At 55.9% G+C, this 24,483-nt stretch carries 17 protein-coding genes; 3 read left to right on the plus strand and 14 right to left on the minus strand.

Annotation, left to right across the window (positions count from 1 at the left end):
* The first annotated feature begins 2 nt into the window (after positions 1-2).
* The gene (locus A1830_RS17150) at positions 3-4,304 is read left to right on the plus strand and encodes a SpvB/TcaC N-terminal domain-containing protein (protein ID WP_067709092.1); all 4,302 of its coding nucleotides are present in this window, start codon (positions 3-5) and stop codon (positions 4,302-4,304) included.
* A 77-nt stretch (positions 4,305-4,381) separates the two neighbouring features.
* Here A1830_RS17150 and carB read toward each other — a convergent pair whose 3' ends face one another.
* The 10 genes from carB to ribF all read right to left on the minus strand — a co-directional run bounded on the left by carB (position 4,382) and on the right by ribF (position 16,501).
* Positions 4,382-7,615, minus strand: a complete 3,234-nt coding sequence (gene carB, locus A1830_RS17155; protein ID WP_067709095.1) for a carbamoyl-phosphate synthase large subunit — start codon at positions 7,613-7,615, stop codon at positions 4,382-4,384.
* 14 nt (positions 7,616-7,629) lie between these two features.
* Positions 7,630-8,775 carry a glutamine-hydrolyzing carbamoyl-phosphate synthase small subunit gene (gene carA, locus A1830_RS17160; protein WP_197473360.1) on the minus strand — a complete coding sequence of 382 codons (1,146 nt, stop codon included), beginning with the start codon at positions 8,773-8,775 and terminating at the stop codon, positions 7,630-7,632.
* Positions 8,776-9,237: 462 nt separating this feature from the next.
* Positions 9,238-10,056: a 4-hydroxy-tetrahydrodipicolinate reductase gene (gene dapB / locus A1830_RS17165; RefSeq protein WP_369815720.1), complete on the minus strand. Its 819-nt coding sequence runs from the start codon at positions 10,054-10,056 to the stop codon at positions 9,238-9,240.
* Positions 10,057-10,296: 240 nt separating this feature from the next.
* Positions 10,297-10,581: a hypothetical protein gene (locus tag A1830_RS17170; protein WP_067709101.1), complete on the minus strand. Its 285-nt coding sequence runs from the start codon at positions 10,579-10,581 to the stop codon at positions 10,297-10,299.
* A 365-nt stretch (positions 10,582-10,946) separates the two neighbouring features.
* On the minus strand, positions 10,947-11,900 hold the full coding sequence (ispH, locus tag A1830_RS17175; protein WP_067709104.1) for a 4-hydroxy-3-methylbut-2-enyl diphosphate reductase: 954 nt from the start codon (positions 11,898-11,900) through the stop codon (positions 10,947-10,949).
* Positions 11,881-12,351: an FKBP-type peptidyl-prolyl cis-trans isomerase gene (gene fkpB, locus A1830_RS17180; protein WP_067709107.1), complete on the minus strand. Its 471-nt coding sequence runs from the start codon at positions 12,349-12,351 to the stop codon at positions 11,881-11,883. The genes ispH and fkpB overlap by 20 nt, the downstream gene beginning before the upstream one ends.
* Before the next feature lie 9 nt (positions 12,352-12,360).
* Entirely contained in the window at positions 12,361-12,861 is a 501-nt protein-coding gene (gene lspA, locus A1830_RS17185) for a signal peptidase II (RefSeq protein ID WP_197473361.1), read from the minus strand.
* Positions 12,861-13,637 carry a class I tRNA ligase family protein gene (locus A1830_RS23470; protein ID WP_231877660.1) on the minus strand — a complete coding sequence of 259 codons (777 nt, stop codon included), beginning with the start codon at positions 13,635-13,637 and terminating at the stop codon, positions 12,861-12,863. Before A1830_RS23470 ends, lspA begins: the two co-directional genes overlap by 1 nt.
* Positions 13,532-15,532 carry an isoleucine--tRNA ligase gene (gene ileS / locus A1830_RS17190; RefSeq protein ID WP_231877661.1) on the minus strand — a complete coding sequence of 667 codons (2,001 nt, stop codon included), beginning with the start codon at positions 15,530-15,532 and terminating at the stop codon, positions 13,532-13,534. Before ileS ends, A1830_RS23470 begins: the two co-directional genes overlap by 106 nt.
* A gap of 30 nt (positions 15,533-15,562) precedes the next feature.
* Positions 15,563-16,501 (minus strand): bifunctional riboflavin kinase/FAD synthetase, encoded by a 939-nt coding sequence (ribF, locus tag A1830_RS17195; RefSeq protein WP_067709111.1) that lies wholly within the window; start codon positions 16,499-16,501, stop codon positions 15,563-15,565.
* 315 nt (positions 16,502-16,816) lie between these two features.
* On the opposite strand from ribF, the gene rpsT reads away from it, so the two are divergent.
* Positions 16,817-17,080, plus strand: coding sequence for a 30S ribosomal protein S20 (rpsT, locus tag A1830_RS17200; protein WP_067709112.1), 264 nt, complete (start codon positions 16,817-16,819; stop codon positions 17,078-17,080).
* Positions 17,081-17,157: 77 nt separating this feature from the next.
* On the opposite strand, the gene A1830_RS17205 is transcribed toward rpsT, so the two are convergent.
* The 4 genes from A1830_RS17205 to dnaK form a co-directional block, all read right to left on the minus strand.
* A complete protein-coding gene (locus A1830_RS17205) occupies positions 17,158-18,513 on the minus strand; it encodes a ferredoxin reductase domain-containing protein (RefSeq protein WP_197473362.1) in 1,356 nt (451 codons plus the stop codon).
* A gap of 300 nt (positions 18,514-18,813) precedes the next feature.
* Positions 18,814-19,974: a Na+/H+ antiporter NhaA gene (gene nhaA, locus A1830_RS17210; RefSeq protein ID WP_067709113.1), complete on the minus strand. Its 1,161-nt coding sequence runs from the start codon at positions 19,972-19,974 to the stop codon at positions 18,814-18,816.
* Between the two features lie 151 nt (positions 19,975-20,125).
* Positions 20,126-21,265 (minus strand): molecular chaperone DnaJ, encoded by a 1,140-nt coding sequence (gene dnaJ, locus A1830_RS17215; RefSeq protein WP_067709115.1) that lies wholly within the window; start codon positions 21,263-21,265, stop codon positions 20,126-20,128.
* 125 nt (positions 21,266-21,390) lie between these two features.
* A complete protein-coding gene (gene dnaK, locus A1830_RS17220; protein ID WP_067709118.1) occupies positions 21,391-23,307 on the minus strand; it encodes a molecular chaperone DnaK in 1,917 nt (638 codons plus the stop codon).
* A 322-nt stretch (positions 23,308-23,629) separates the two neighbouring features.
* Between dnaK and satP the strand changes: the two genes are divergently transcribed.
* Positions 23,630-24,232, plus strand: coding sequence for an acetate uptake transporter (satP, locus tag A1830_RS17225; RefSeq protein ID WP_067709120.1), 603 nt, complete (start codon positions 23,630-23,632; stop codon positions 24,230-24,232).
* Positions 24,233-24,483: the final 251 nt, after the last annotated feature.

The following is a 24,483-nucleotide window of genomic DNA, read 5'->3' on the forward strand; positions in this document are numbered from 1 at the left end:
TCATGCAATCCAATGAACAACTGCAGCTGTCGCCGCCCTCTCTGCCCAGCGGGGGTGGGACGATTAACGGTTTAAAAGGTGATATGCCTGCGGCCGGCCCTGACGGGGCCGCTACGCTCAGCATCCCTCTGCCGGTCAGCGCCGGGCGCGGTTATGCCCCCACTATTGCACTCAGCTACCACAGTCGGAGTGGAAACAGCCCGTTTGGTATGGGCTGGAACCTCAATCTGCCTGGGGTACAGCGGCGTACCCGTAAAGGTGTCCCCGCCTGGGATGAGACGGATGAATTCACTGGCCCGGACGGTGAGGTGCTGGTACCGCTACTGTCAGCCGCAGGCGTACCAGAAACGCGGCGGGCCAGTCGCCTGTTGGGCGTCGCGCCAGGCGGGAATTTCAGCGTTCACACTTACCGCTCACGCAGCGAAAGCAGTTTCAGTCGCCTCGAACGCTGGCGACCGGATCAGGCCAGCGAAAGTGATTTCTGGGTGCTGTACAGCCCAAATGGCGAAGTCCTGCTATTGGGCAGAAATGCACAGGCCCGCATCAGCCACCCGGAAAACCCAGCCCATACGGCGGTATGGCTACTGGAATCGTCGGTGACGCTCACCGGGGAGCAGATTTACTACCAGTACCGGGGCGAAGATGACACGGGCTGCGATCAAATGGAACGCGCGGCACATCCGGCCAGCGGTGCACAGCGTTACCTGGTCGCGATACGCTATGGTAACAAAAACCCCGGGCGTACCCTTCCCGCCCTGGTCACTGCGCCGCCCGACTATGCGTGGCTGTTTGCGGTGACGCTGGACTACGGTGAACGCGCCCAGGGTGATTATGATATTCCCAGCTGGCAGATGCCCGGCATGGGTAGCTGGTCCTGCCGCCCGGACTGTTTTTCCGATTTCGCTTATGGATTCGACCTGCGCACCCGACGCCTCTGTCGCCAGGTGCTGCTGTTTCACCGGCTGCGTACCCTGGCAGGGGCACAGGAGGAGAGTGAAGCGCCCACGCTTATCGCTCGTATGCAGCTAAACTATGACCAGACGCCGTCACTCAGTCTGCTAAAAACCGTCCGGCATCTCGCCTATGAACCTGACGGAAAAAGTCTTTCCCTGGCGCCGCCGCTGGAATATGAATGGCAGACCTTTACCTCCTCTTCGCTTACGCCGTTCAACTGGCACCGGCGGGAGGATATGGCCAGCTTTAACCTGCTGCATCCCTACCAGCTTATCGATCTTAATGGTGAGGGGCTGTGCGGGATCCTCTATCAGGACCAGGGAGCCTGGTGGTATCGTCAGCCGGAACGCCAGCCGGGGACGGATGCCGACGCAATAACATGGGGAGCGCCCAGGCCGCTACCGCAGACGCCCTCGCTGCAGCGCGGTGGTCTGTTAATCGACCTGAATGGGGATGGTCAGCTGGAATGGGTCGTGACGGCGCCCGGCGTGGCAGGCAGCTATCAGCGCACGCCGCAGGGTAACTGGCAGCATTTTACGCCGCTCTCAGCTCTGCCGGTGGAATATGCCCATCCGCGTGCGCAGCTGACCGATATTATCGGTGCTGGCATGACCGACCTCGTGCTGATTGGTCCGCGCAGCGTACGCCTGTACAGCGGGAACGGTAAGGGGTGGGAGAAAGCACGGACGGTGTGGCAGGCAGAGGACATTACCCTTGCCGTGCCCGACGCGGATGCACGCGTGCTGGTCGCCTTCAGCGACCTGCCCGGCAGCGGGCAACAGCATCTGGTTGAGGTGCAGGCCAGCGGGGTGCGCTACTGGCCAAATCTGGGCCACGGTCGCTTTGGTCACCCGATCGGCCTGCCCGGCTTCAGCCAGCCTGCCGAAACCTTTAATCCGAACCAGCTCTTCCTGGCGGATACGGATGGATCGGGTACTGGCGATCTGATCTATGCCCACAGTGACCGGCTGGAGCTTTACCGGAATCAGAGTGGTAACCGCTTTGCTGAACCGCTAAACATACCGCTACCGCAGGGGGTGCGTTTTGACCGCACCTGTAGCCTGCAGGTGGCAGATATCCAGGGGCTGGGCATCGCCAGCCTGATCCTGACCCTCACCCACCCGGTACCGCAGCACTGGGTGTGCCACCTCTCATCCGAGAAGCCCTGGCTACTGAGCCAAATGGACAACCACCTCGGCGCACGGCACAAACTTTATTACCGCAGTTCGGCACAGTTCTGGCTGGATGAAAAGGCGGCGACGGGTAACCCTGCCCTGCCCTGCTATCTGCCCTTTGCGCTGCATACGCTCTGGCGCACAGAGGTGACCGATGACATTACCGGTAATCGGCTGGCCAGCAAAATAAACTATCGGCACGGCGTATGGGACGGGCAGGAGCGCGAGTTTCGTGGCTTTGGCTTTGTTGAAGTGACGGACTCTGACACCTCGACCAGCCAGGGAACAGCAGCAGAGATCGGTATACCTGCGATCGGCCGCAGCTGGTATGCCACTGGCCTGCCCGCCGTGGATAACCGCCTGGCAGAAGAGTTCTGGCAGGGCGACAAAGCCGCCTGGCCCGGCTTCACGCCCCGTTTCACCACCGGAAGCGGCGAAGATGAACAAGCCTCCAGGCCACAGGATGAAACCGCCTTCTGGCTGAACCGGGGGCTAAAAGGCCTGCTGCTGCGCAGTGAGCTTTATGGCGCAGACGGCAGCAGCCAGGCCGGGATCCCTTATAGCGTCAAGGAAAACCGTCCTCAGGTGCGGCTGGTCGAGCCTGCGGGGCGCTATCCGGTGGTCTGGTCCGCCCTGGCGGAAAGCCGTACATATACTTACGAGCGGGTCAGCAGCGATCCGCAGTGCAGCCAGCAGGTTTTGCTGACCAGCGATGAGTATGGACAACCTCTGCGTGAGGTGAATATCAGCTATCCGCGCCGCAGCCAGCCGGCACAAAGTCCCTGGCCGGATACCCTGCCGGACACGCTCTTTGCCAGCAGCTATGACGATCAGCAAAAGGTGCTGCGCCTCGACCTGCAGCAAAGCCGCCTGCACGTTGTGACCTCACTGGCAGAGGGCAACTGGCTCTTAGGTATTGCCGACGCCACCCGGACCGATCACTCTATTCACTCCGCCGATGTCATCCCCTCAGACGGGCTGACGCTGGAAGGGTTGCGACAGGCGGGCGGCCCCATCGCGGACAGCCAGCCTTACGTCTTTGGTGGGCAACAGCAGTGCTGGTACCTCGATAGTCAAAACCGGGCGACAACCAATGCACCCGCCCTGCCGCCCAGGGTCGCCTTTATGGAAACCGCCATTATGGATGAGGAGATAGTCAGTGCATTGAAGGCCGACATCACTCCCGCCCATCTGGCTGAGGCGGGCTATCTGTCTGCCGGATATCTGTTCGCCCGCAGGGGTGAATCCGGGAAAAAACTGTGGACGGCGCGACAGGGTTACGCGACTTACGCCTCCGCCGCGCACTACTGGCGGCCCCAGACCTGGCGTGAAACCCTGCTGACCGGCGCAGCCAGCTTCACCTGGGATCCCTGGGACTGTGTCATTGTGCAACAGCGGGACGCGGCTGGCCTGACCACGACGGCAGAGTATGACTGGCGCTTCCTGACCCCGATGCAGGTCACCGATCCCAATGACAACGTGCGCTCTGTCACGCTGGATGCGCTGGGGCGCGTCACCACCGTGCGATTTAGCGGCACGGAAAACGGACAACCCGCTGGTTACAGTGACGCCCCCTTTACCCCGCCGGAGAGTGCTGAAGCGGCGTTTGCCCTGCAAGCGCCCCTTCCCGTCGCGCAGTGCATGATTTACGTCGCCGACAGTTGGAAGACTGGGACACAAGAAACCGCCGAGATATTACCTCCGCACGTGGTCACCCTGACGACCGACCGTTATGACAACGATGCGGAACAGCAGATCCGCCAGCAGGTGGTGTTTAGCGATGGTTTTGGTCGTGTGCTCCAGGCCGCAGCCCGTCAGGCAAACGGTGAAGCCTTGCAGCGAACCGACGATGGTGTGCTTGCAGTAGATAAAAAGGGTGCGCCCATCGCTGCCGAAACGCGCTTCCGCTGGGCGGTAACCGGCCGCACCGAGTATGACAACAAAGGTCAGGCCATCCGCACCTTTCAACCCTGGTTTCTGAACGACTGGAAGTACGTCAGCGACGTGAGCGTACGGAAGGATCTCTATGCCGATACCCATTACTACGATCCGCCCGGTCGTGAATGGCAGGTGAAAACGGCGAAAGGCTGGCTGCGTCGTACGCTGTTCACGCCCTGGTTTGTGGTCAGCGAGGATGAAAATGATACGGCGGCAGAGGTGACCGGGAACCTTTAGCGGAGATAGCGGCTGGCGTGGAAGGATTCAGATCCAACACTGCCGCTGAGGGATGCTCCCCCAGCGGCAACAGAGAACTATGCCTGGTGAGCGTCGATCTGCGCGTGCATCTCCTGCACCGAGATCACCTGCTCACAGGGGTCAGAGTTCAGGGACATCGCCGTGGCAAATCCGCCGTTCAGCGTAGTGTCATAGTGCACCTTGTACTGAAGCGCACTGCGACGCAGCAGTTTAGAGTCCTCGATGGCCTGGCGCCCTTCGGTGGTATTCACAATATAGGCATACTCGCCGTTCTTCAGACGATCCTGAATATGCGGGCGGCCTTCGTGCACCTTGTTCACCAGACGCGGGTTGATCCCCGCCTCACCCAGCACCACGGCGGTGCCGTGTGTCGCATCCAGTTCAAAACCGAGCTTTTGCAGCTTAGCGGCCAGGTCGACGATGCGCTTTTTGTCCCCTTCGCGCACCGACAGCAGGGCGCGTCCGGTTTTCTTCATATTACTTTGCGCCCCCAGCATCGCCTTCGAGAACGCCTCGGCAAAGGTACGTCCCACGCCCATCACCTCACCGGTAGAGCGCATTTCCGGGCCGAGGATCGGGTCAACGCCCTGGAATTTGTTAAACGGCAGCACCACCTCTTTCACCGAGTAGTACGGCGGAATCACCTCTTCGGTTATGCCCTGTTCGGCCAGCGTTTTACCCGCCATCACCCGTGCAGCGACCTTGGCCAGCGGCACCCCGGTGGCTTTCGACACAAAGGGAACGGTACGGGCGGCGCGCGGATTCACTTCAATCAGGTAGACTTCGTTATCCTTCACCGCAAACTGCACGTTCATCAGACCGCGAACGCTAAGCTCGAAGGCCAGCTTCTCTACCTGCTGACGCATTACGTTCTGGATCTCTTTGCTCAGCGTGTAGGCGGGCAGCGAACAGGCAGAGTCACCGGAGTGGACGCCCGCCTGCTCGATGTGCTCCATAATGCCGCCAATCAGCACCCGCTCACCGTCGCAGATGGCATCAATATCCACTTCGACCGCATCATCAAGGAAGCGATCCAGCAGCACCGGCGCATCGTTGGAGACGGAAACCGCCGTCTGGAAGTAGCGTTTAAGATCGACCTCGTCGTAGACGATTTCCATCGCCCGGCCGCCGAGCACGTAAGAGGGACGAACCACCAGCGGATAACCCAGCTGTGCCGCTTTTTCGACGGCCTGTTCCAGCGCGGTCACCGTGGCATTGGCGGGCTGCTTCAGGCCCAGACGATCCACGGCCTGCTGAAAGCGTTCGCGGTCTTCCGCCCGGTCAATTGCGTCCGGGCTGGTGCCAATAACCGGTACGCCTGCGGCTTCCAGCTCACGCGCCAGCTTCAGCGGCGTCTGACCACCGTACTGTACAATCACCCCTTTCGGCTTCTCGATGCGCACAATTTCCAGCACGTCTTCCAGCGTCACCGGTTCGAAATAGAGGCGATCGGAGGTGTCATAATCGGTTGAAACGGTTTCCGGGTTACAGTTAACCATAATGGTTTCGTAACCGTCTTCCCGCAGCGCCAGTGAGGCATGAACGCAGCAGTAGTCAAATTCGATGCCCTGCCCGATGCGGTTTGGTCCGCCGCCCAGCACCATGATTTTCTCACGATCCTGAGACGGGTTCGCTTCGCACTCCTCCTCGTAAGTGGAGTACATATAGGCGGTGTCCGTTGAGAACTCGGCGGCGCAGGTATCCACGCGTTTGTAGACCGGGTGCAGATTGTAGCGCTCACGCAGCTTGCGTATCTCGCTTTCCGCTACGCCAGCCAGCGCACAAAGGCGCGCATCGGCAAAGCCTTTACGCTTCAGGTCCCGCAGGAACTCTTTCGTCAGGCCGTTGATCCCTTCCCGGGCAACCTTCTCTTCCAGACGCACCAGCTCTTCTATCTGCACCAGGAACCAGCGATCGATATTGGTCAGGTTAAAAACGCCATCAACGGACATTCCGGCACGGAAGGCGTCGGCGATGTACCAGATGCGATCCGAACCGGCATCCTTCAGCTCACGGCGAACGTGGGTCAGGGCTTCGGGATCGTTGAGGCTAACTTTAGGATCGAATCCGCTGGCACCCACTTCCAGCCCGCGCAGCGCTTTCTGCATCGACTCCTGGAAGGTGCGGCCAATGGCCATCACTTCCCCGACGGATTTCATCTGGGTGGTCAGGCGATCGTTCGCCCCGGCGAATTTCTCAAAGTTGAAGCGGGGAATTTTGGTGACGACATAATCAATGGACGGCTCAAACGATGCCGGGGTCAGGCCACCGGTGATATCGTTCATCAGCTCGTCCAGCGTGTAGCCGACGGCCAGCTTGGCGGCGATTTTCGCAATCGGGAAGCCGGTCGCCTTAGAGGCCAGCGCAGAAGAACGCGACACGCGCGGATTCATTTCGATAATGATCAGGCGGCCATTTTCCGGGTTCACCGAGAACTGCACGTTGGAACCGCCGGTTTCAACGCCGATTTCACGCAGTACCGCCATCGAGGCGTTACGCATGATTTGATACTCTTTGTCGGTCAGCGTCTGGGCAGGCGCGACGGTAATCGAATCGCCGGTGTGGATGCCCATCGCGTCGAAATTTTCAATGGAGCAGACGATAATGCAGTTATCGTTCTTATCGCGCACCACCTCCATTTCATACTCTTTCCAGCCGATCAGTGATTCATCAATCAGCAGCTCGTTGGTGGGAGAGAGATCCAGCCCGCGCTCGCAAATTTCTTCAAACTCTTCACGGTTATAGGCGATACCGCCGCCGGTGCCACCCATGGTGAACGAGGGCCGGATAATGCACGGGAAGCCCAGCTCGTCAGCTACCCTGAGGGCCTCGTCCATGGTGTGCGCAATGCCGGAACGCGCCGTATCAAGGCCAATCTTCTTCATTGCTTTATCGAAGCGCTGACGATCTTCTGCCTTATCAATTGCATCGGCGGTGGCGCCAATCATGGTCACGCCGAATTCAGCCAGCACGCCCTGACGCTCCAGCTCCAGCGCGCAGTTCAGCGCCGTCTGGCCACCCATGGTGGGCAGCACCGCATCCGGGCGCTCTTTTTCAATGATTTTGCGCACCACTTCCCAGTGGATCGGCTCAATATAGGTCGCGTCAGCCATATCCGGGTCGGTCATGATGGTCGCCGGATTGGAGTTGACCAGAATAACGCGATAGCCCTCTTCCCGCAGGGCTTTACAGGCCTGAGCGCCTGAGTAGTCGAATTCACAGGCCTGTCCGATGACGATCGGACCTGCGCCAAGGATCAGGATACTTTTTATGTCGGTACGTTTTGGCATTTTCTCGCTCCTGATTATTTCGCGTTTGAACGGTAGGCTTCGATCAGTTCGATAAAGTGATCGAACAGCGGGGCGGCATCATGCGGACCCGGGCTGGCTTCAGGGTGACCCTGGAAACTAAAGGCCGCTTTGTCCGTACGATGAATCCCCTGCACCGTGTGGTCAAAAAGCGAGGTATGGGTCACGCGCAGGTTATCCGGCAGGTTGCTGCCATCGACGGCAAAACCATGGTTTTGCGCGGTGATCATCACCCTGTTGTTGTCCAGGTCTTTTACCGGATGATTGCCACCGTGATGGCCCAGCTTCATTTTGACCGTTTTTGCCCCGCTCGCCAGCGCCAGCAGCTGGTGACCCAGACAGATGCCGAATACCGGCACGTCAGTTTCCAGAAAGCGCGTAATCGCCGCGATAGCGTAATCGCATGGCTCCGGATCGCCAGGGCCGTTAGCCAGGAAAATACCGTCCGGATTGAGCTTTAACACCTCTTCCGCAGAGGTCTGGGCCGGGACGACCGTCAGCCGACAGCCGCGATCGACCAGCATCCGCAGGATGCTGCGCTTAACGCCGTAGTCACAGGCGACCACGTGGAACGGCAGTTCGTCACCGCTTTTCGCCGCTGGCAGGCCGTCGAGCGTCCAGCTGCCCTGTTGCCAGCTATAGGTTTCAGCTGTAGAGACCTCTTTCGCAAGGTCCATGCCTTTCAGACCGGGAAACGCCTGCGCTTTTTGCAGCGCCAGCGCCGCATCCGGTGCATCACCGGCGATGATGCAGCCATTCTGTGCACCTTTCTCGCGCAGCAACCGCGTTAGCTTACGCGTATCAATATCGGCAATAGCGACAATGTTATGACGCTTCAGGTATGCAGAGAGACCTTCTTCATTACGAAAGTTGCTCGCTATCAGCGGCAAATCGCGAATCACCAGCCCCTGCGCCTGAACCTTAGAGGACTCTTCATCCGCGGCGTTAGTGCCGACATTGCCGATATGAGGATAGGTAAGGGTAACAATCTGGCGGGAGTAGGAAGGATCAGTGAGGATTTCTTGATAACCGGTCATTGAGGTGTTGAAAACGACTTCTCCCACAGCCGATCCTGTGGCCCCGATGGCACGACCATGGAATTGGGTTCCGTCTTCGAGAACCAATAGCGCTGACTTAATCAAAACACCCTCCAGGGAATAAACAGTCATATTATTTGCATATTAATTCATTACGAACCTTAAAATCAATGCAAAACCGTCTGACCGTCCGATTTTGGCAAATTGCGCGCATTCTAATGATCGCCCCGGCCATTGTCCACCCTGGAACCCGATTTTTCATGGTTTTTTATCCGACTGGGGGGTAAAAGCGTTAGTTACGCCTGAAAACAGCAGATATCCAGGCTAAAAAACCGATTGCCTGTGAGGGAAATGATCAGAATGCTCTTAGCTTCACTAAAAAGTGGACCAAATGGTCAAAAATAGCATTACAGAGGAGGATAAAAACGACTAAACACAGATAAATAATCAGCTAAAGAGATAATACTGGCAAAAACACTTTTTTCACATTAAAAAAAAGGAGGCATTATTACCTCCTTTAAATCAATATATTACACTCATTAATCATGAAAAATGAGAGCTACACCTTCAAATATCGTCAAGATTAAGCACATTTTTCATATCAAAAAGCCCATTTTTCTGCGAACTTAACCAGATAGAAGCACGTACTGCGCCTTTAGCAAAGGTCATCCGGCTTGAAGCCTTATGGGTTATCTCCACGCGTTCGCCGATATCGGCAAACATCGCCGTATGCTCACCTACAATGTCACCGGCGCGTACGGTGGCGAAGCCAATCGTTTGAGCCTTACGCTCTCCGGTGTGCCCTTCCCGGGCATAAACGGCGTGCTGGTCTAAATCCCACTCCATGGCATCGGCGATCGCCTCACCCATCGCCAGCGCTGTCCCTGATGGGGCATCCACTTTGTGCCGGTGGTGGGCTTCCACAATCTCAATGTCGGCATAGTCGCCCATCACTTTTGCCGCCTTTTCCAGCAGCTTTAAGACCAGGTTAACGCCAACGCTAAAGTTGGCGGCAAACACAATGCCAATATCCTGAGCCGCCTCGCTGATGGCTGCCTTACCCGCCTGGTCAAATCCGGTGGTGCCGATCACTATCGCCTTATGCTGCTCACGGCAAAATTTCAGATACTCCAGCGTGGCTTCAGGCCGGGTGAAATCGATAAGTATGTCAAAGTCATCTACCACGGCCGTAAGATCGTCGACTATAGTGACGCCCAGCGTGCCTGCGCCTGCCATTTCACCGGCGTCACTCCCTACCAGCGATGAACCTTTGCGTACCAGTGCGGCGCCCAGGGAGGCGCCCTCAGCCTCATGCACGGCCTGGATCAGCTGACGCCCCATGCGTCCCGACGCGCCGACAACGGCAATGCGAATATCACTACTCATAATTTTTTCATTCCTGACGAAGGTTGATTCGTTGAACTCTCTTTCAGATTAACCAGCCTCAGGGGCAGAAGCCAGAGCCGAAACGGCATAATCAGAATATCAGGGCGTGAAAACGGGTGACAGGGTGCAACACCGGCACACAGAGACTTAACTGGCAGGATAAGGGTGAAACCCCTTTAAGACGTCGCGCGCTATATAAGTGTTATAGCGCGCCATAAACTTTATAAGCTTAGGTTGGGATTAGAAAGCAGCAGGTTCGGGTTCGGGCTTGATCGGGTGAGGCTTACAACTAATAGCAGTCTTCACGATGCCCACTATCATCATTGCGCCGGAAAGGGCCGTCAGCACTATGCCCGCGGTCATTCCTACAAAGCCCAATCCCAGAGTGGGTACGCCCAGAATTGCCCCGCCGACGATGATGGGTATTCCTACGATCAGGCCAGCACCGCCTATACCCAGCAACTCAGGGCCGCTTAATGATCCTCCCCCAACGTTATTGATTTCCGAAAGCGTGAGTTCTCTCATTATTAACTCCATTTAAATTTATTTAAAATCATCCTGTGGTGATTAATCACCTTAAAGAAGCGTGTATTCAATATTTTCCCATCCCCTTATCGGGGACAGAATAACCATAACGCAAGCGGCAGGACACTTCAATGAAGTGAAACAGTTTTATAATAGCCTGAGCCTGGTTTAAATATATTGCTACTGCTATAAGAATGGATCATCGGCTTGCGCATCCATGCGCCAACGCTCTGCTTATCACCCTGGCTCGCCCTGTAGCGCGCTCTGACGCCATTATTGAGCACACCAGGGAAGATAACATTACCGCTATTCCAGATTCTGGCCCAATTATTCAGACGTCGCGAATTAAAGCGAGCTGTTCGATATTAGTTAACTTCCCGGATATCTACGCGCAATTCTTTCGGCACCTCGAAAACAATATTTTCTTCGCGGCCAATTAGCTCAATGGCGGCTTCGCCACCAAACTCGCGCAGGCGCTGAATAACCTCCTGCACCAGAATATCCGGTGCCGAGGCACCCGCCGTCACGCCAACGCAGCTTACGCCTTTAATCCACTCTTCCTGTATATCATCGGCAGAATCAATAAGACGGGCAAGCTTGCCCGCCCGCTGTGCCAGTTCGGCCAGACGATTAGAGTTAGAGGAGTTGCGTGACCCAACCACCAGCACCACTTCGGCATCCTTTGCCAGCGTGCGTACCGCTTCCTGCCGATTGGTGGTGGCATAGCAGATATCATCCTTACGCGGCCCGATGATTTTCGGAAAACGCGCGCGAAGTGCATCAATCACCTCTGACGTATCATCAACTGACAGCGTCGTCTGGGTCATAAAGCACAGATTCTGATCGTTTTTCACCTCAAGCTTCAGGACATCCGCCGGAGATTCCACAAGGTACATTCCGCCCTCAGGGTTGCTGTACTGGCCCATCGTGCCTTCCACCTCAGGGTGGCCGGCATGACCAATCAGTATCGCCTCCGTCCCCTTACGGCTGGCGCGCGCCACTTCCATATGCACTTTTGTGACCAGCGGACAGGTGGCGTCAAACAGCATGGTCAGGCTGCGCGCCCTGGCTTCTGCGCGAACGGCCTGGGATACGCCATGAGCGGAGAAGATCAGAATCGAACCGTCCGGCACTTCCCCGATCTCCTCAATGAAAATAGCCCCGCGCTCGCGCAGGCTATTCACCACGTAGCGGTTGTGTACTACCTCATGCCGCACGTAAATAGGCGCGCCATACATCTCCAGCGCGCGCTCCACAATACTGATCGCGCGATCAACGCCCGCACAGAATCCACGAGGATTAGCCAACAGGATTTGCATTTGTCGCCTCCCGTACCGGATTGATCTCCAGCACCTCAACATCAAAATGGATGACCTGCCCGGCTAATGGATGGTTAAAGTCCACGGTAATCGAGTCGCCGGAAATTTCGCGGATAACACCCGGCATCTCATTCCCGTCCATCCCGCTGAACAGCATAATCGCCCCCACTTCAGGCTCTCCCGCCTGGGTAAAATCCCGGCGGGAGAAGTACTGAATTAAATCCGGACTGGCGGAGCCAAATGCGGCCTCAGGCTGCAGCGAGAACGCTTTTTTATCACCCGGGTGCAGGCCGAGCAGCTCATCTTCAAGCTGCTCTGACAGGCTACCGTCTCCCAGACTAAACAGCGCCGGTTTTCCGTTATCCCGCGTGGATTCCGCGGTGGAACCGTCGGCCAGTTTTAACGTGAAATGCACCAGCACCGCGCTATCACGCTGTACAGAATCAGTCATGCCCTGCCCTTAGCTTTTAGCACGTTTGCTGGCCGGGCTGAAAAAACCCTCCAGTACGATCAGTGCGGCACCGATACAGATAGCGGAGTCGGCAATGTTGAAGGTCGCAAAGTGCCAGTCGCCAACATAAAAGTCGATAAAATCCACCACAAAGCCGTGATACGCGCGGTCAAACAAATTGCCTGCCGCACCGCCAATAATCAGTGCATAAGCGATATTATTCAGCTTATTACTGGCTGCGGTACGGTACATCATCACCAGTAGCGCAATAACAATCGCCGTGGCGATACCGGCAAAGAACCAGCGCTGCCAGCCCCCTTTGTCGGCCAGGAAGCTAAAGGCCGCCCCGTAGTTATGCGCATAGAAAAAGTTGAAGAATGGCATCACATGCATCGACTCATGCAGCATCAGCGTATTCATAATCCACTGCTTACTGGCAAAATCGATGGCGATAACGACCACCACCAGCCACAGCCAGCGCAGTCCGGTCGAGAAAATTGATTTATGCATTATGCAAACTTACGCTGTTCGCCGTCACCGGCTACGTTAGTGACGCAGCGCCCGCAGATTTCCGGCCAGGCAGCATTTTGTCCAACATCGGTAGTGTAGTGCCAGCAGCGCTGACATTTCTCACCTTCCGCCTTATGCAGAGCAATTTTAAGACCTTTTACCAGATCGCTCTGCTGAGCCTCTTCAGGGGCCAGCGCGTAATCGGCTACCTGTACCGAGGAGGTCAGTAACACAAAGCGCAGCTCCGTCTCCAGACTCAGCAGCTTTTCAGCCAGCGCCGTATCGGCATAGAGCGTAACGCTCGCCTCCAGCGACCCGCCTACACGCTTGTCGGCACGCGCCTGTTCGATAACTTTGTTCACTTCGCCGCGCACTTTCAGCAGCTCAGCCCAGAAGCTATCGTTCATTGACTCATCGTCCGCGAGGCCAAACAGCCCGTTGAACCACTCGCCGGTAAAGACATACTTTTCACGCTTGCCCGGCAGCTCATTCCAGATTTCGTCAGCGGTAAAGGACATGATTGGCGCCATCCAGCGCACCAGTGCCTCTGCAATATAGTACAGCGCGGTCTGACAGCTGCGACGTGCCAGGCCATCCGCCCGGGCGGTGTACTGACGGTCCTTGATGATGTCCAGATAGAAGGACCCCATCTCGATGGAGCAGAACTGCATCAGACGCTGGACCACCTCGTGGAAGTCATAGCGCGCGTAAGAGGCGATGATGTCCTCCTGTGCCGCTCTGGCGCGTCCCACTGCCCAGCGATCCAGTACCACCATCTCTTCCGGCTCAACGCGNGCAGAATATCGCCGCCCAGCTTGTTCATGACATCCTGGGGCGACACGGTATTACCGATGGATTTCGACATTTTGCGGCCCTGACCATCCACGGTAAAGCCGTGAGTCAGTACCTGACGGTAAGGCGCTTTGCCCTTCATCGCCGTCGAGATCATCAGCGAGGACATAAACCAGCCGCGGTGCTGATCCGATCCCTCCAGATAGAGGTCAGGCGAATGTCCCTCAAATTCCGGACGCGCATCAACAACGGAGTAGCTGGTCGATCCTGAGTCAAACCAGACGTCGAGCGTATCAGGCACCTTCACGTAGCTGTCGGCGTCTGCGCCCATCAGTTCGTGCGCATCGAGATCCCACCAGGCCTGAATGCCATCCTGCTCAACGCGTTCAGCCACTTTCTCCATCAGCGCGAGGGTGTCAGGGTGTAGCTGTTCGGTATCTTTATGCACAAACAGCGCCATCGGTACGCCCCAGGTACGCTGACGTGAAATACACCAGTCCGGGCGGTTCGCCACCATGGATTCGATACGCGCCTGACCCCAGTCAGGGATCCACTGCACACCTTTAATCTCAGACAGCGACTGCGCACGCAGGCCTTTCTGATCCATGCTGATAAACCACTGCGGTGTTGCACGGAAGATGATCGGCGTTTTGTGACGCCAGCAGTGCGGATAGCTGTGCAGCAGCTTTTCGACGTGCAGCAGTGCGCCCTTTTCGCGTAGCAGCTCGACCACCAGATCGTTGGCCTTGAAGACGTTAACACCGTCCAGCCCAGGGTAAGTGCCCGGCAGATAGCGGCCATCCGGACCGACCGGGTTAGCGACTTCGATACCGTATTTCTGGCCGATCACATAGTCATCCGGGCCGTGGCCTGGGGCGGTATGGACCGCCCCGGTACCGGCTTCGACCGTCACGTGCTCACCCAGAACCACAGGCGACGTTAATGCCAGGAAGGGGTGCTGGAAAGTCATCAGCTCCAGCGCCGCACCTTTCACTTCGCCCAGCACCTGCCACTCTGCTACGCCAATGCGTTTCATGACGCTTTCAACCAGCTCTTTCGCCAGAATCAGCGCACGGCCTTCGATCTGCACCAGCTGATAGTCAAACTCAGGGTGCAGAGAGATCGCGCGGTTAGCAGGCATGGTCCACGGCGTGGTGGTCCAGATAACCAGCGAGACGGGACCGGTTACGCTGCTAACACCAAATTTGGCCTGCACCGCATCGGCATCCACGGCGTTAAACAGCACGTCAATGGAGGGGGAGGTTTTATCGTAATATTCAACTTCAGCCTCAGCCAGTGCGGAGCGGCAATCCATACACCAGTGCACCGGCTTCGCACCTTTGTGCAGATGGCCATTACCAATGATTTTGCCCAGCGCACGGATGATGTTTGCTTCGGTTTTGAAGTCCATCGTCAGATAGGGGCGATCCCAGTCTCCCAGCACGCCAAGGCGGATAAAGTCTTTTTTCTGCCCTTCTACCTGCTCAGCGGCATACTGCCGACAGGCGGCACGAAACTCCGCGGCGGTAACTTTCTCGCCGGGCTTACCGATCATCTGCTCGACTTTATGCTCGATGGGCAGGCCATGGCAGTCCCAGCCCGGCACGTAGGGCGCATCAAAACCCGCCAGGCCTTTGGACTTCACGATAATGTCTTTCAGAATCTTGTTGACTGAGTGACCAATATGAATGCTGCCGTTCGCATAGGGAGGGCCGTCGTGCAGAATAAAGGTTTTTTTCCCTTTTTTGGCTTCGCGGATGATGCCGTACAAATTATCATCATACCAGCGTTGCAGCATTCCCGGTTCGCGTTTGGCCAGATCGCCACGCATCGGGAACCCCGTTTCCGGCAAGTTCAGGGTAGATTTATAGTCACTCATCAGATTCTCGGTTCCGTGTTTCGGTTCTGGTTAATCCGGTGTTTTCAGCCCAAAAAACCTTCGGGCGCTCACCACATCGTTAGCAATTTGCTCTTTCAGCGCGTCAAGTGAAGCAAAACGCTGCTCGTTACGTATTTTTTCGCACAGCACCACATCTATATGTCGCCCGTACAGGTCGATTGCAACGTCCAGCAGGTGAACTTCCAGCTGCTGACGCACTCCTGCCACCGTAGGCCGCGTGCCGATATTCGCCACGCCAGGCAACGGTCGTTCGCTGATGCCATGGACCTCAACGGCATACACCCCTTTGACCGGCGACACAAAGCGTCGGAGAGGCAGGTTAGCCGTGGGGAAGCCTATCGTCCGGCCCAGCGCATCACCGTGCACCACCCGGCCTGAAATACTGAAGGGATGTCCCAATAGTGAGGCGGCAAGCGGCAGATTATCCTCTGCCAGCGCCTGTCGAACGGCGGTGCTGCTAATTCGCCTGCCGTTATCACAAAATGTCTGTGTACCGACAACATCGAAGCCATAGTCGACACCCGCTTTCTGTAATAACAGGAAATCCCCCCGGCGACCAGCGCCAAAGCGGAAATCATCCCCGACCGCCAGAAATTTAACGCCGAGTTTTTTCACCAGCAGATCGGCAACGAAACTCTGCGCCGTCAGCCCCGCAAACAAAGGGTCGAAGCGCACGCACAGTACGGCGTCTACGCCCGCCTCGCTGAGGTAGCGAAGCTTCTCGCGCAGCCGGGTCAGGCGAGCCGGGGCTTTATCGGGCGCAAACAGCTCCAGGGGCTGCGGTTCAAACAACATGACCACCACCGGCAGATGACGCTGACGCCCCTCTTCACAGAGTCGTGCCAGCAATGCCTGATGTCCCCGGTGTACGCCATCGAAGTTACCGATAGTCAGTACGCAGCCGCGATGCTGCTCCCTGAGGTTATGTATGCCGCGGATAAACTTCATGGCTGACTCAAATGGGTGGAAATCGGCGGATTATACCTTGTACAGCGATGAAGGTTAACCCGGTAATGCCCCTTTAGCGCTTTCTTACCGCCATTTTCCCTGCCCAAAGCGGTCTGCGCCCGTCATTCTTATTTTTCTTGTGATTAAGCTGTATTCATCTGGCCGAAGCTGGTAGAATCTTGCGCCATCGAAACGTAACCAGGCGTCGTTTTTTTAGCGGCGCTTATTTGCACAAATCCATTGACAACCATGGGCGAAAGAGGCATATTCCTCGGCCTTTGAATTGTCCTCATAGAACTATTTGGGAGTTGGACCTTGGCTAATATCAAATCAGCTAAGAAACGCGCTGTAACGTCTGAGAAGCGTCGTAAGCACAACGCTAGCCGTCGTTCAATGATGCGTACTTTTATTAAGAAAGTATACGCGGCTATCGCTACTGGCGATAAAGCAGCTGCGCAGAATGCATTTAATGAAATGCAGCCTCTTGTGGACCGTCAGGCAGCTAAAGGCCTGATCCACAAAAACAAAGCTGCACGTCATAAAGCAAACCTGGCTGCACAGATCAACAAACTGGCTTAATCGCCACGCTGTTATCTGGCTTTGAAAAAAAAAACCGGCTTAGCCGGTTTTTTTTTGCCTGTCATCTGGTGAGCCGTTCAGGAATCCCAGATTGCGCCATAGGCCGCTACACCATGCGCTTCACATCCCTCTACCACATAATCGGTTAACTTACGGTTGGCGATGCAAATCACCGCTTCCGCCCCGCTCTCGTCTGCCAGTTGTAATGCCAGCTGTAATAAATCCGGCTTGCCGTGCGCATCGGTATCCCAGATCAACACATCGGGTTGTAGCCGGATTATTTCGTCCACCATTTCGTCGCCATAGGTCAGTCGCGGGTTGCGCGTCGACCAGATTAAGCGCCGGGGTCGGTTAAGGGTCATCAGGTGGGGCAACAGTGGTCCGATGCCGCTACCGGTGGCGACATAAATTACCGAATGAAAAATTTTCCCGACGCTGCCGACCCCCGGGGTGGGGAGGCCTTTGAACCAGACATGGGAAGGAGGCGAGTCGATAAAGCGGCTGGTCCAGTCTCCGGCCCGCGATATCAACATACGACAGCCGCTACGATCGCTGAACGGGATATTAGCAAAAGCGTGCCACTCCGATAGCGGGGAGCGACTGATGGCAAAAGAGGATCCGGCAAAAGGATCCCGCGGCAAATCAAAGCTCACAATCGCGGCGTGTTCTGACGGGCGCTCAATGGTGACCGGCACTTTTCTCAGGCGCAGCCACGGCAAAATAATACTGCCGGTAATCGCCAAAAGCGTCCAGAAGGCCGGCGTTTTCGCAAGCGTCAGTAACGACCACAGGCCGCCGTTGCAGTCGCGGGTAAAACAGACCGCCTGCCCCCAGGAGAGCAGCAGCGCGGCCCAGCCGACATACCGATGTACGTGCTCAAACAGATTGTGGTATCGCCTGCGGATCGCCGGATGCGCCATTATTGTAATGATTGCCAGCAGCGCGGCCAGCAGGGCATTGATCGTTACCAGCGCAGCAGAGACATTGGGCAAGGCGTGGCAATGATGATAATAAACCGCAGCACTGAATACGATAAGCCACAGACAGGCAAAGAGTGCACAGCCGGAATGCAGGCCACCAAAATGATATACTTTAGCCAGACGACGTCGGACAAATAACGGCCAGCTCAGCGGAACCTGCCACACCAGACGAAAGAGAAAATTGATAATATATTGCTGACGGATCAGTACGGCGATGGCCAAATTAACCAATACCATATTACTGATATCGACCAGCTGTATCCCTTTTTCAGACCACCAGTGACCTGAGGTCACCCCGTAAATTAAAAAAAAGGTATTGACCAGCGTGACCAACAGAAATAGCCGCTGGTAATAACTCAGTGGTGTCCATCGCAGGGATAAACCCAGGATCGGGTAAGAGGGAACCAGCGCAGCGCCGCTCTCCCTTACTATACTTTTATTGTTGATTTTCAATATACTACCCTAAAAATAAATACTATTAACTGCTCATTCGTGACACGAATCAGTAAAGTCATTCAGTCATATTGATTAGAAAGAACGCAGCCTCAGGAGGCTTCAGCTGACAGCGTATGAGAGGTTCAGGTGACAGTAAATAGCCTCATTTTTTTTGAGAATTTCGCTATTACTTTACGGCGGAGGGAGAAATAATAAAGCCAGATATTACAGGAATAACTGGCATTAAATAAAAAATAGCCTGCTAATCATTATCAGATTATTCACCAGGCAGACTGGAGTCCTGCATATAATCTGATACTAACGCAGTTTAATACGCAGTAGAATATAACCGACCACCGCCGAAATCACTGATCCAAAGAGAATACCGATCTTAGCCAGGGTCACCATCTCCTGATGCGCCGCATCGAAAGCCAGCGAAGCAATAAATATCGACATCGTAAAGCCGATACCACATAAAACGCCGATGGCAGAAATATCCCGCATTCGCGTACTCTCCGGCAGTGCGGCGATACGAAGCTTGACGGCCAGCCAGCAGATCAGCGTGATCCCCAGCGGTTTACCGATAAACAAACCCAGAATGATGCCCAGCGGCACGGTGGAAAACACGCCGTTCAGCGATACGCCGGTTAATGAGACGCCCGCGTTGGCGAAGGCAAACAGCGGCAGGATAACCCAGCTCACCCAGGGTGCCAGGCTATGGGCCAGATGGATAGCCGGAGAGTGGCCGTTCTGTTTCTCCAGCGGAATAAAGAAGCCCAGAATAACGCCTGCCAGTGTGGCATGAACGCCCGATTTCAGCACCGCCACCCAGAGCACCATTCCCACCAACATGTAGACGGACAGGTTACGCACGCCAAAACGGTTGAGCAGCGCCAGCACCGCAATTGCACCGCCAGCCACGCACAGCGAGGCTACCGACAGATCCTGGGTATAGAAGAAAGCGATAATCAGAATGGCGCCGAGGTCATCAATCACCGCCAGCGCCATCAGGAACATTTTGAGTGCAGGCGGCACGCGGCTGCCCAGCAGCGCCAGGATCCCCAGAGCGAAAGCAATATCCGTTGCGGTTGGGATTGCCCAGCCGTGAATAGCCAAGGAATGACTATGGTTAAACAGCGCAAAGATGGCACCTGGCGCAATCATCCCGCCAATGGCCGCGATCAGCGGAAACATCGCCCGTTCACGCGTCGCCAGCGAACCGGAATGCAGCTCGTGCTTCACCTCCAGCCCGATCATTAAAAAGAAGAGCGCCATGAGTGCATCATTGATCCACAGCAGCAGATCCTTACTGATATCCAGCGCGCCAAAACGAAACGCCACCGGCATGGAGAGGATAGACTGATAAGCCTGCTGGGTTCCGGCATTATTGGCCAGGAACATCGCCACCGCCGCAGCGATAATCAGTATTACCCCACCGGTTGCTTCATTTTTCAGTAGCCGCGTAAGCGCTGATTTCATTGATTCCATTCCTGATTACAAAGTTGACTGACGTAGCCCAAGCATAACCGCTCCTGCTACTGCTAAAGAAGCCTTTATACGCTCCTTTACCTCGCTGCGGCGAAAAAAAAGGCAGCCCGCAGGCTGCCCTTTATTTCTCTGCCGCGTGAAGCTAGCGGGTTAAATCATCGAAGAATTTCTTAACGCCGTCGAAGAAGCTTTTTGAACGCGGGCTGTTTTTTTCACCGCTCGGTCCACCAAAGCTCTCTTCCAGTTCGCGCAGCAGCGACTTCTGCTTGTCGCTGAGGCTGACTGGCGTTTCAACAACTACGCGACACAGCAGATCGCCCTGCGCGCCGCCGCGTACCGATTTAACGCCCTTGCCACGCATGCGGAACAGCTTACCGGTCTGCGTTTCCGCAGGCACCTTGAGCTTGACCCGACCATCCAGCGTGGGCACTTCAATTTCACCCCCCAGCGCGGCCATCACAAAGTTGATGGGCACTTCGCAGTAGAGGTTATTCTCTTCACGCTCAAAAATGTTGTGCTTGCGCACCTGCACCTGAACGTAGAGATCGCCCGCTGGCGCACCCTGCTCCCCGGCTTCACCTTCACCCGTGAGGCGAATGCGATCGCCGGTATCCACGCCCGCCGGGATTTTAACCGACAGCGTTTTAGATTTTTCAACGCGACCGTGCCCGTGACAGGCATTACACGGATCTTTGATAACCGATCCGCGCCCGTGACAGGTCGGACACGCCTGCTGCACGGTAAAGAAGCCCTGGCGCATCTGCACCTGGCCCTGACCGTGACAGGTCGAACAGGTCTGAGGTTTCGTTCCAGCCTTCGCGCCGCTGCCATGACAGACGTCACACTCTTCCAGCGCAGGAATACGGATCTCTTTGGACACGCCGCGGACGGCTTCTTCAAGCGTCAGCTCCATGTTGTAGCGTAAATCGGCCCCGCGAGCGGCGCGCTGCTGACGGCGCCCCCCACCGAAAATATCGCCGAACACGTCGCCAAAGATATCGCTGAAATCTGCACCGCCGCCGCCGCCAAAGCCGCCGCCACCGCCCATGCCGCCCTGTTCAAAGGCTGCATGACCGTACTGATCGTAAGCGGCACGCTTCTGCGCGTCGGTCAGGATCTCGTACGCTTCCTTAACTTCTTTAAATTTAGCTTCGGACTCTTTATCACCTGGATTGCGGTCAGGATGGTGTTTCATCGCCAGGCGTTTGTAGGCCTTTTTGATTTCACGCTCATCCGCCGACTGGGGAACGCCTAAAATCTCGTAATAGTCTTTTTTCGCCATTCTGCTGGTCCTGCCCTTAATATGCATGCACGGGCGTGGAGATTAACTCCTACGCCCGTGGGATTATGCAGTGGCCTGAATTGTTTTACCTGAAGCTACAGGCCACCGTGCCCGCTCAAGGGCGATTATTTTTTGTTGTCTTTTACTTCTTCAAATTCAGCATCAACAACGTCGTCTTCTTTCTTCGCTGAAGCATCAGCGGCATCCGCAGCGCCACCGGCAGCCTGCTGCTGCTGAGCAAATTCCATCAGCTTGCTGGAGACTTCCATCAGCGCCTGCATTTTGGCTTCGATTTCAGCTTTATCTTCGCCTTTCAGCGCGGTGTTCAGGTCGGTCAGGGCTGCTTCAATTGGCGCCTTGTCGTCCGCTGGCAGTTTGTCACCGGCTTCGTCCAGCTGCTTACGGGTGCTATGGGACAGATGATCGGCCTGGTTACGAACCTGCACCAGTTCCTCGAACTTACGGTCAGAGTCGGCGTTAGCTTCCGCATCACGAACCATTTTTTCGATTTCATCATCGTTCAGACCAGAAGAGGCCTTAATGGTGATCTTCTGCTCTTTACCGCTGTTTTTGTCTTTAGCAGACACGTGCAGAATACCATCGGCGTCGATGTCAAAGGTGACTTCGATCTGCGGCATGCCGCGCGGTGCGCCCTGGATCCCGTCAAGGTTAAACTGGCCGAGAGATTTGTTATCCGCTGCGCGCTTACGCTCACCCTGCACAACGTGGATGGTCACCGCAGACTGGTTGTCTTCAGCGGTAGAGAACACCTGGCTGTGCTTGGTTGGAATGGTGGTGTTCTTGGTGATAAGCGCAGTCATCACGCCGCCCATGGTTTCGATACCCAGAGACAGAGGCGTCACGTCCAGCAGCAGCACGTCTTTCACGTCGCCCGCCAGTACGCCACCCTGCACGGCAGCGCCTACAGCAACCGCTTCGTCCGGGTTCACGTCTTTACGTGGCTCTTTACCAAAGAACTCAGCCACTTTTGCCTGAACCATTGGCATACGCGTCTGACCACCGACCAGGATAACGTCGTTGATGTCAGAAACGGACAGACCCGCATCCTGCAGAGCCACTTTCAGTGGATCAATAGAGCGTGCGACCAGGTCTTCAACCAGTGATTCCAGTTTTGCACGGGTCACTTTGATGTTCAGGTGCTTAGGACCGGTCGCATCAGCCGTGATGTACGGCAGGTTAACGTCGGTCTGCTGCGCAGAAGAGAGTTCGATTTTCGCTTTCTCTGCGGCTTCTTTCAGACGCTGCATCGCCAGCGGATCGTTGTGCAGATCGATACCCTGATCTTTCTTAAATTCCGCGACGAGGTAGTTGATCATGCGGCTGTCAAAGTCTTCACCACCCAGGTGGGTATCACCGTTGGTTGCCAGAACTTCGAAGGTTTTTTCGCCATCCACTTCATCGATTTCGATGATTGAGATATCGAAGGTACCGCCGCCCAGGTCATAAACCGCGATAGTGCGGTTGCCCTGGCCTTTATCCATACCGTATGCCAGCGCGGCAGCGGTAGGTTCGTTGATAATACGCTTAACGTCCAGACCCGCGATGCGGCCTGCATCTTTCGTTGCCTGACGCTGCGCATCGTTGAAGTAAGCGGGTACAGTGATAACGGCTTCAGTTACCGCTTCGCCCAGATAGTCTTCGGCAGTTTTTTTCATTTTTTTCAGCACTTCTGCTGAAATCTGCGGCGGTGCCAGTTTCTGACCTTTTACGTCGATCCAGGCATCACCGTTGTCTGAACCGGCAATTTTGTAGGGCATGATTTTAATATCACGCTGCACTTCTTCGTCCTGGAAGCGACGGCCAATCAGGCGCTTGATCGCAAACAGGGTATTCTGTGGGTTAGTCACCGCCTGGCGCTTAGCCGGCTGACCGACCAGAATCTCACCGTCCTGGGTGTAAGCGATAATAGAAGGCGTGGTGCGATCGCCTTCCGCATTCTCTAGTACGCGAGCCTTGCCGCCATCCATAATAGCGACACAAGAGTTAGTCGTACCCAGGTCAATACCAATAATCTTACCCATCTAAACATCTCCCACTTAAATTTGTTTCAAATCAGGTTATGCACACTTAATGCGGGCTATTTTGGCCATTTCAACTGCCAGTACCGCGCTTTTTTTTCCAGGCCCATAACCTCGGATGCCAAATAAGATGGGGCCATCGCCAACGGCATCAAGGGGGGTAAGCAAAAAAATTTCAATTTTACCGCTGTCAGGATCAATGTTTCCTTACCCCCGACTCATTACCATGCCGTCCGGACCGATCGCGCTGGCTGTCTTTTGCCCGTGGAGGCCCGTTTACTAATGGTTTCATTATTATGATTATTTCTACTATCACTGAGGGTTTATGCATAACAATACACTGGCGAATCCCGGTCCTTTGGGGCTGATGGGGTTTGGAATGACCACTGTTTTACTCAATCTGCACAATGCAGGTTTTTTCCCTCTGACCTCGGTCATTATCAGCATGGGGATTTTTTTTGGCGGGATGGCGCAGATTATTGCGGGTTTGCTGGAGTATAAAAAGGGTAATACCTTTGGCCTGACCGCCTTTACCTCTTACGGTGCTTTCTGGCTGAGCCTGGTGGGCATTTGGTTGCTGCCGAGGATGGGGCTGGCCGAGCCAACCGACGCCACTACGCTGGGCATTTATCTGGCGCTGTGGGGTATTTTCACGCTGTTTATGTTTTTTGGCACGCTGCGCGCCAACCGCGCCCTGCAATTTGTGTTTGCCAGCCTGACGCTGCTGTTTGCGCTGCTGGCCTACGGGCATATTACCGGCAATGCTGCCGTGTTGTTGTTCGCGGGTTATGAGGGTGTAGTTTGCGGAGCCAGTGCGATTTATCTGGCGATGGCAGAGGTGATCAATGCGCAGTTGGACCGTCAGGTTCTTCCCACTGGCGAACCACGCCGTGCGTCGGTGCTGGCCAGCGCGTTGAGTCAGGCGTAGCCCGGAGGCCCGGTGCGGCAAAGGCTGGAGGTGTCGCCTGCGGGTGGGGACTTGTGCGGCAAAGGCATGGGGGGTCGCCTGCGGTGGGGCCCGGTGCTGCACAGGCTGGAGGTGACGCCTGCGGGTGGGGCCCGGTGCGGCAAAGGCCTGGGGGGTCGCCTGCGGGTGGGGCCCGGTGCCTGGCGGTCCTCGCGCCGCGCGTGGCGCGGTCCCTTCGCTCCGCTCGTCGACCTTTCGGACCGGGCATGACG

It is taken from the genome of Erwinia sp. ErVv1 (assembly GCF_900068895.1).
Classification (GTDB): Bacteria; Pseudomonadota; Gammaproteobacteria; order Enterobacterales; family Enterobacteriaceae; genus Erwinia.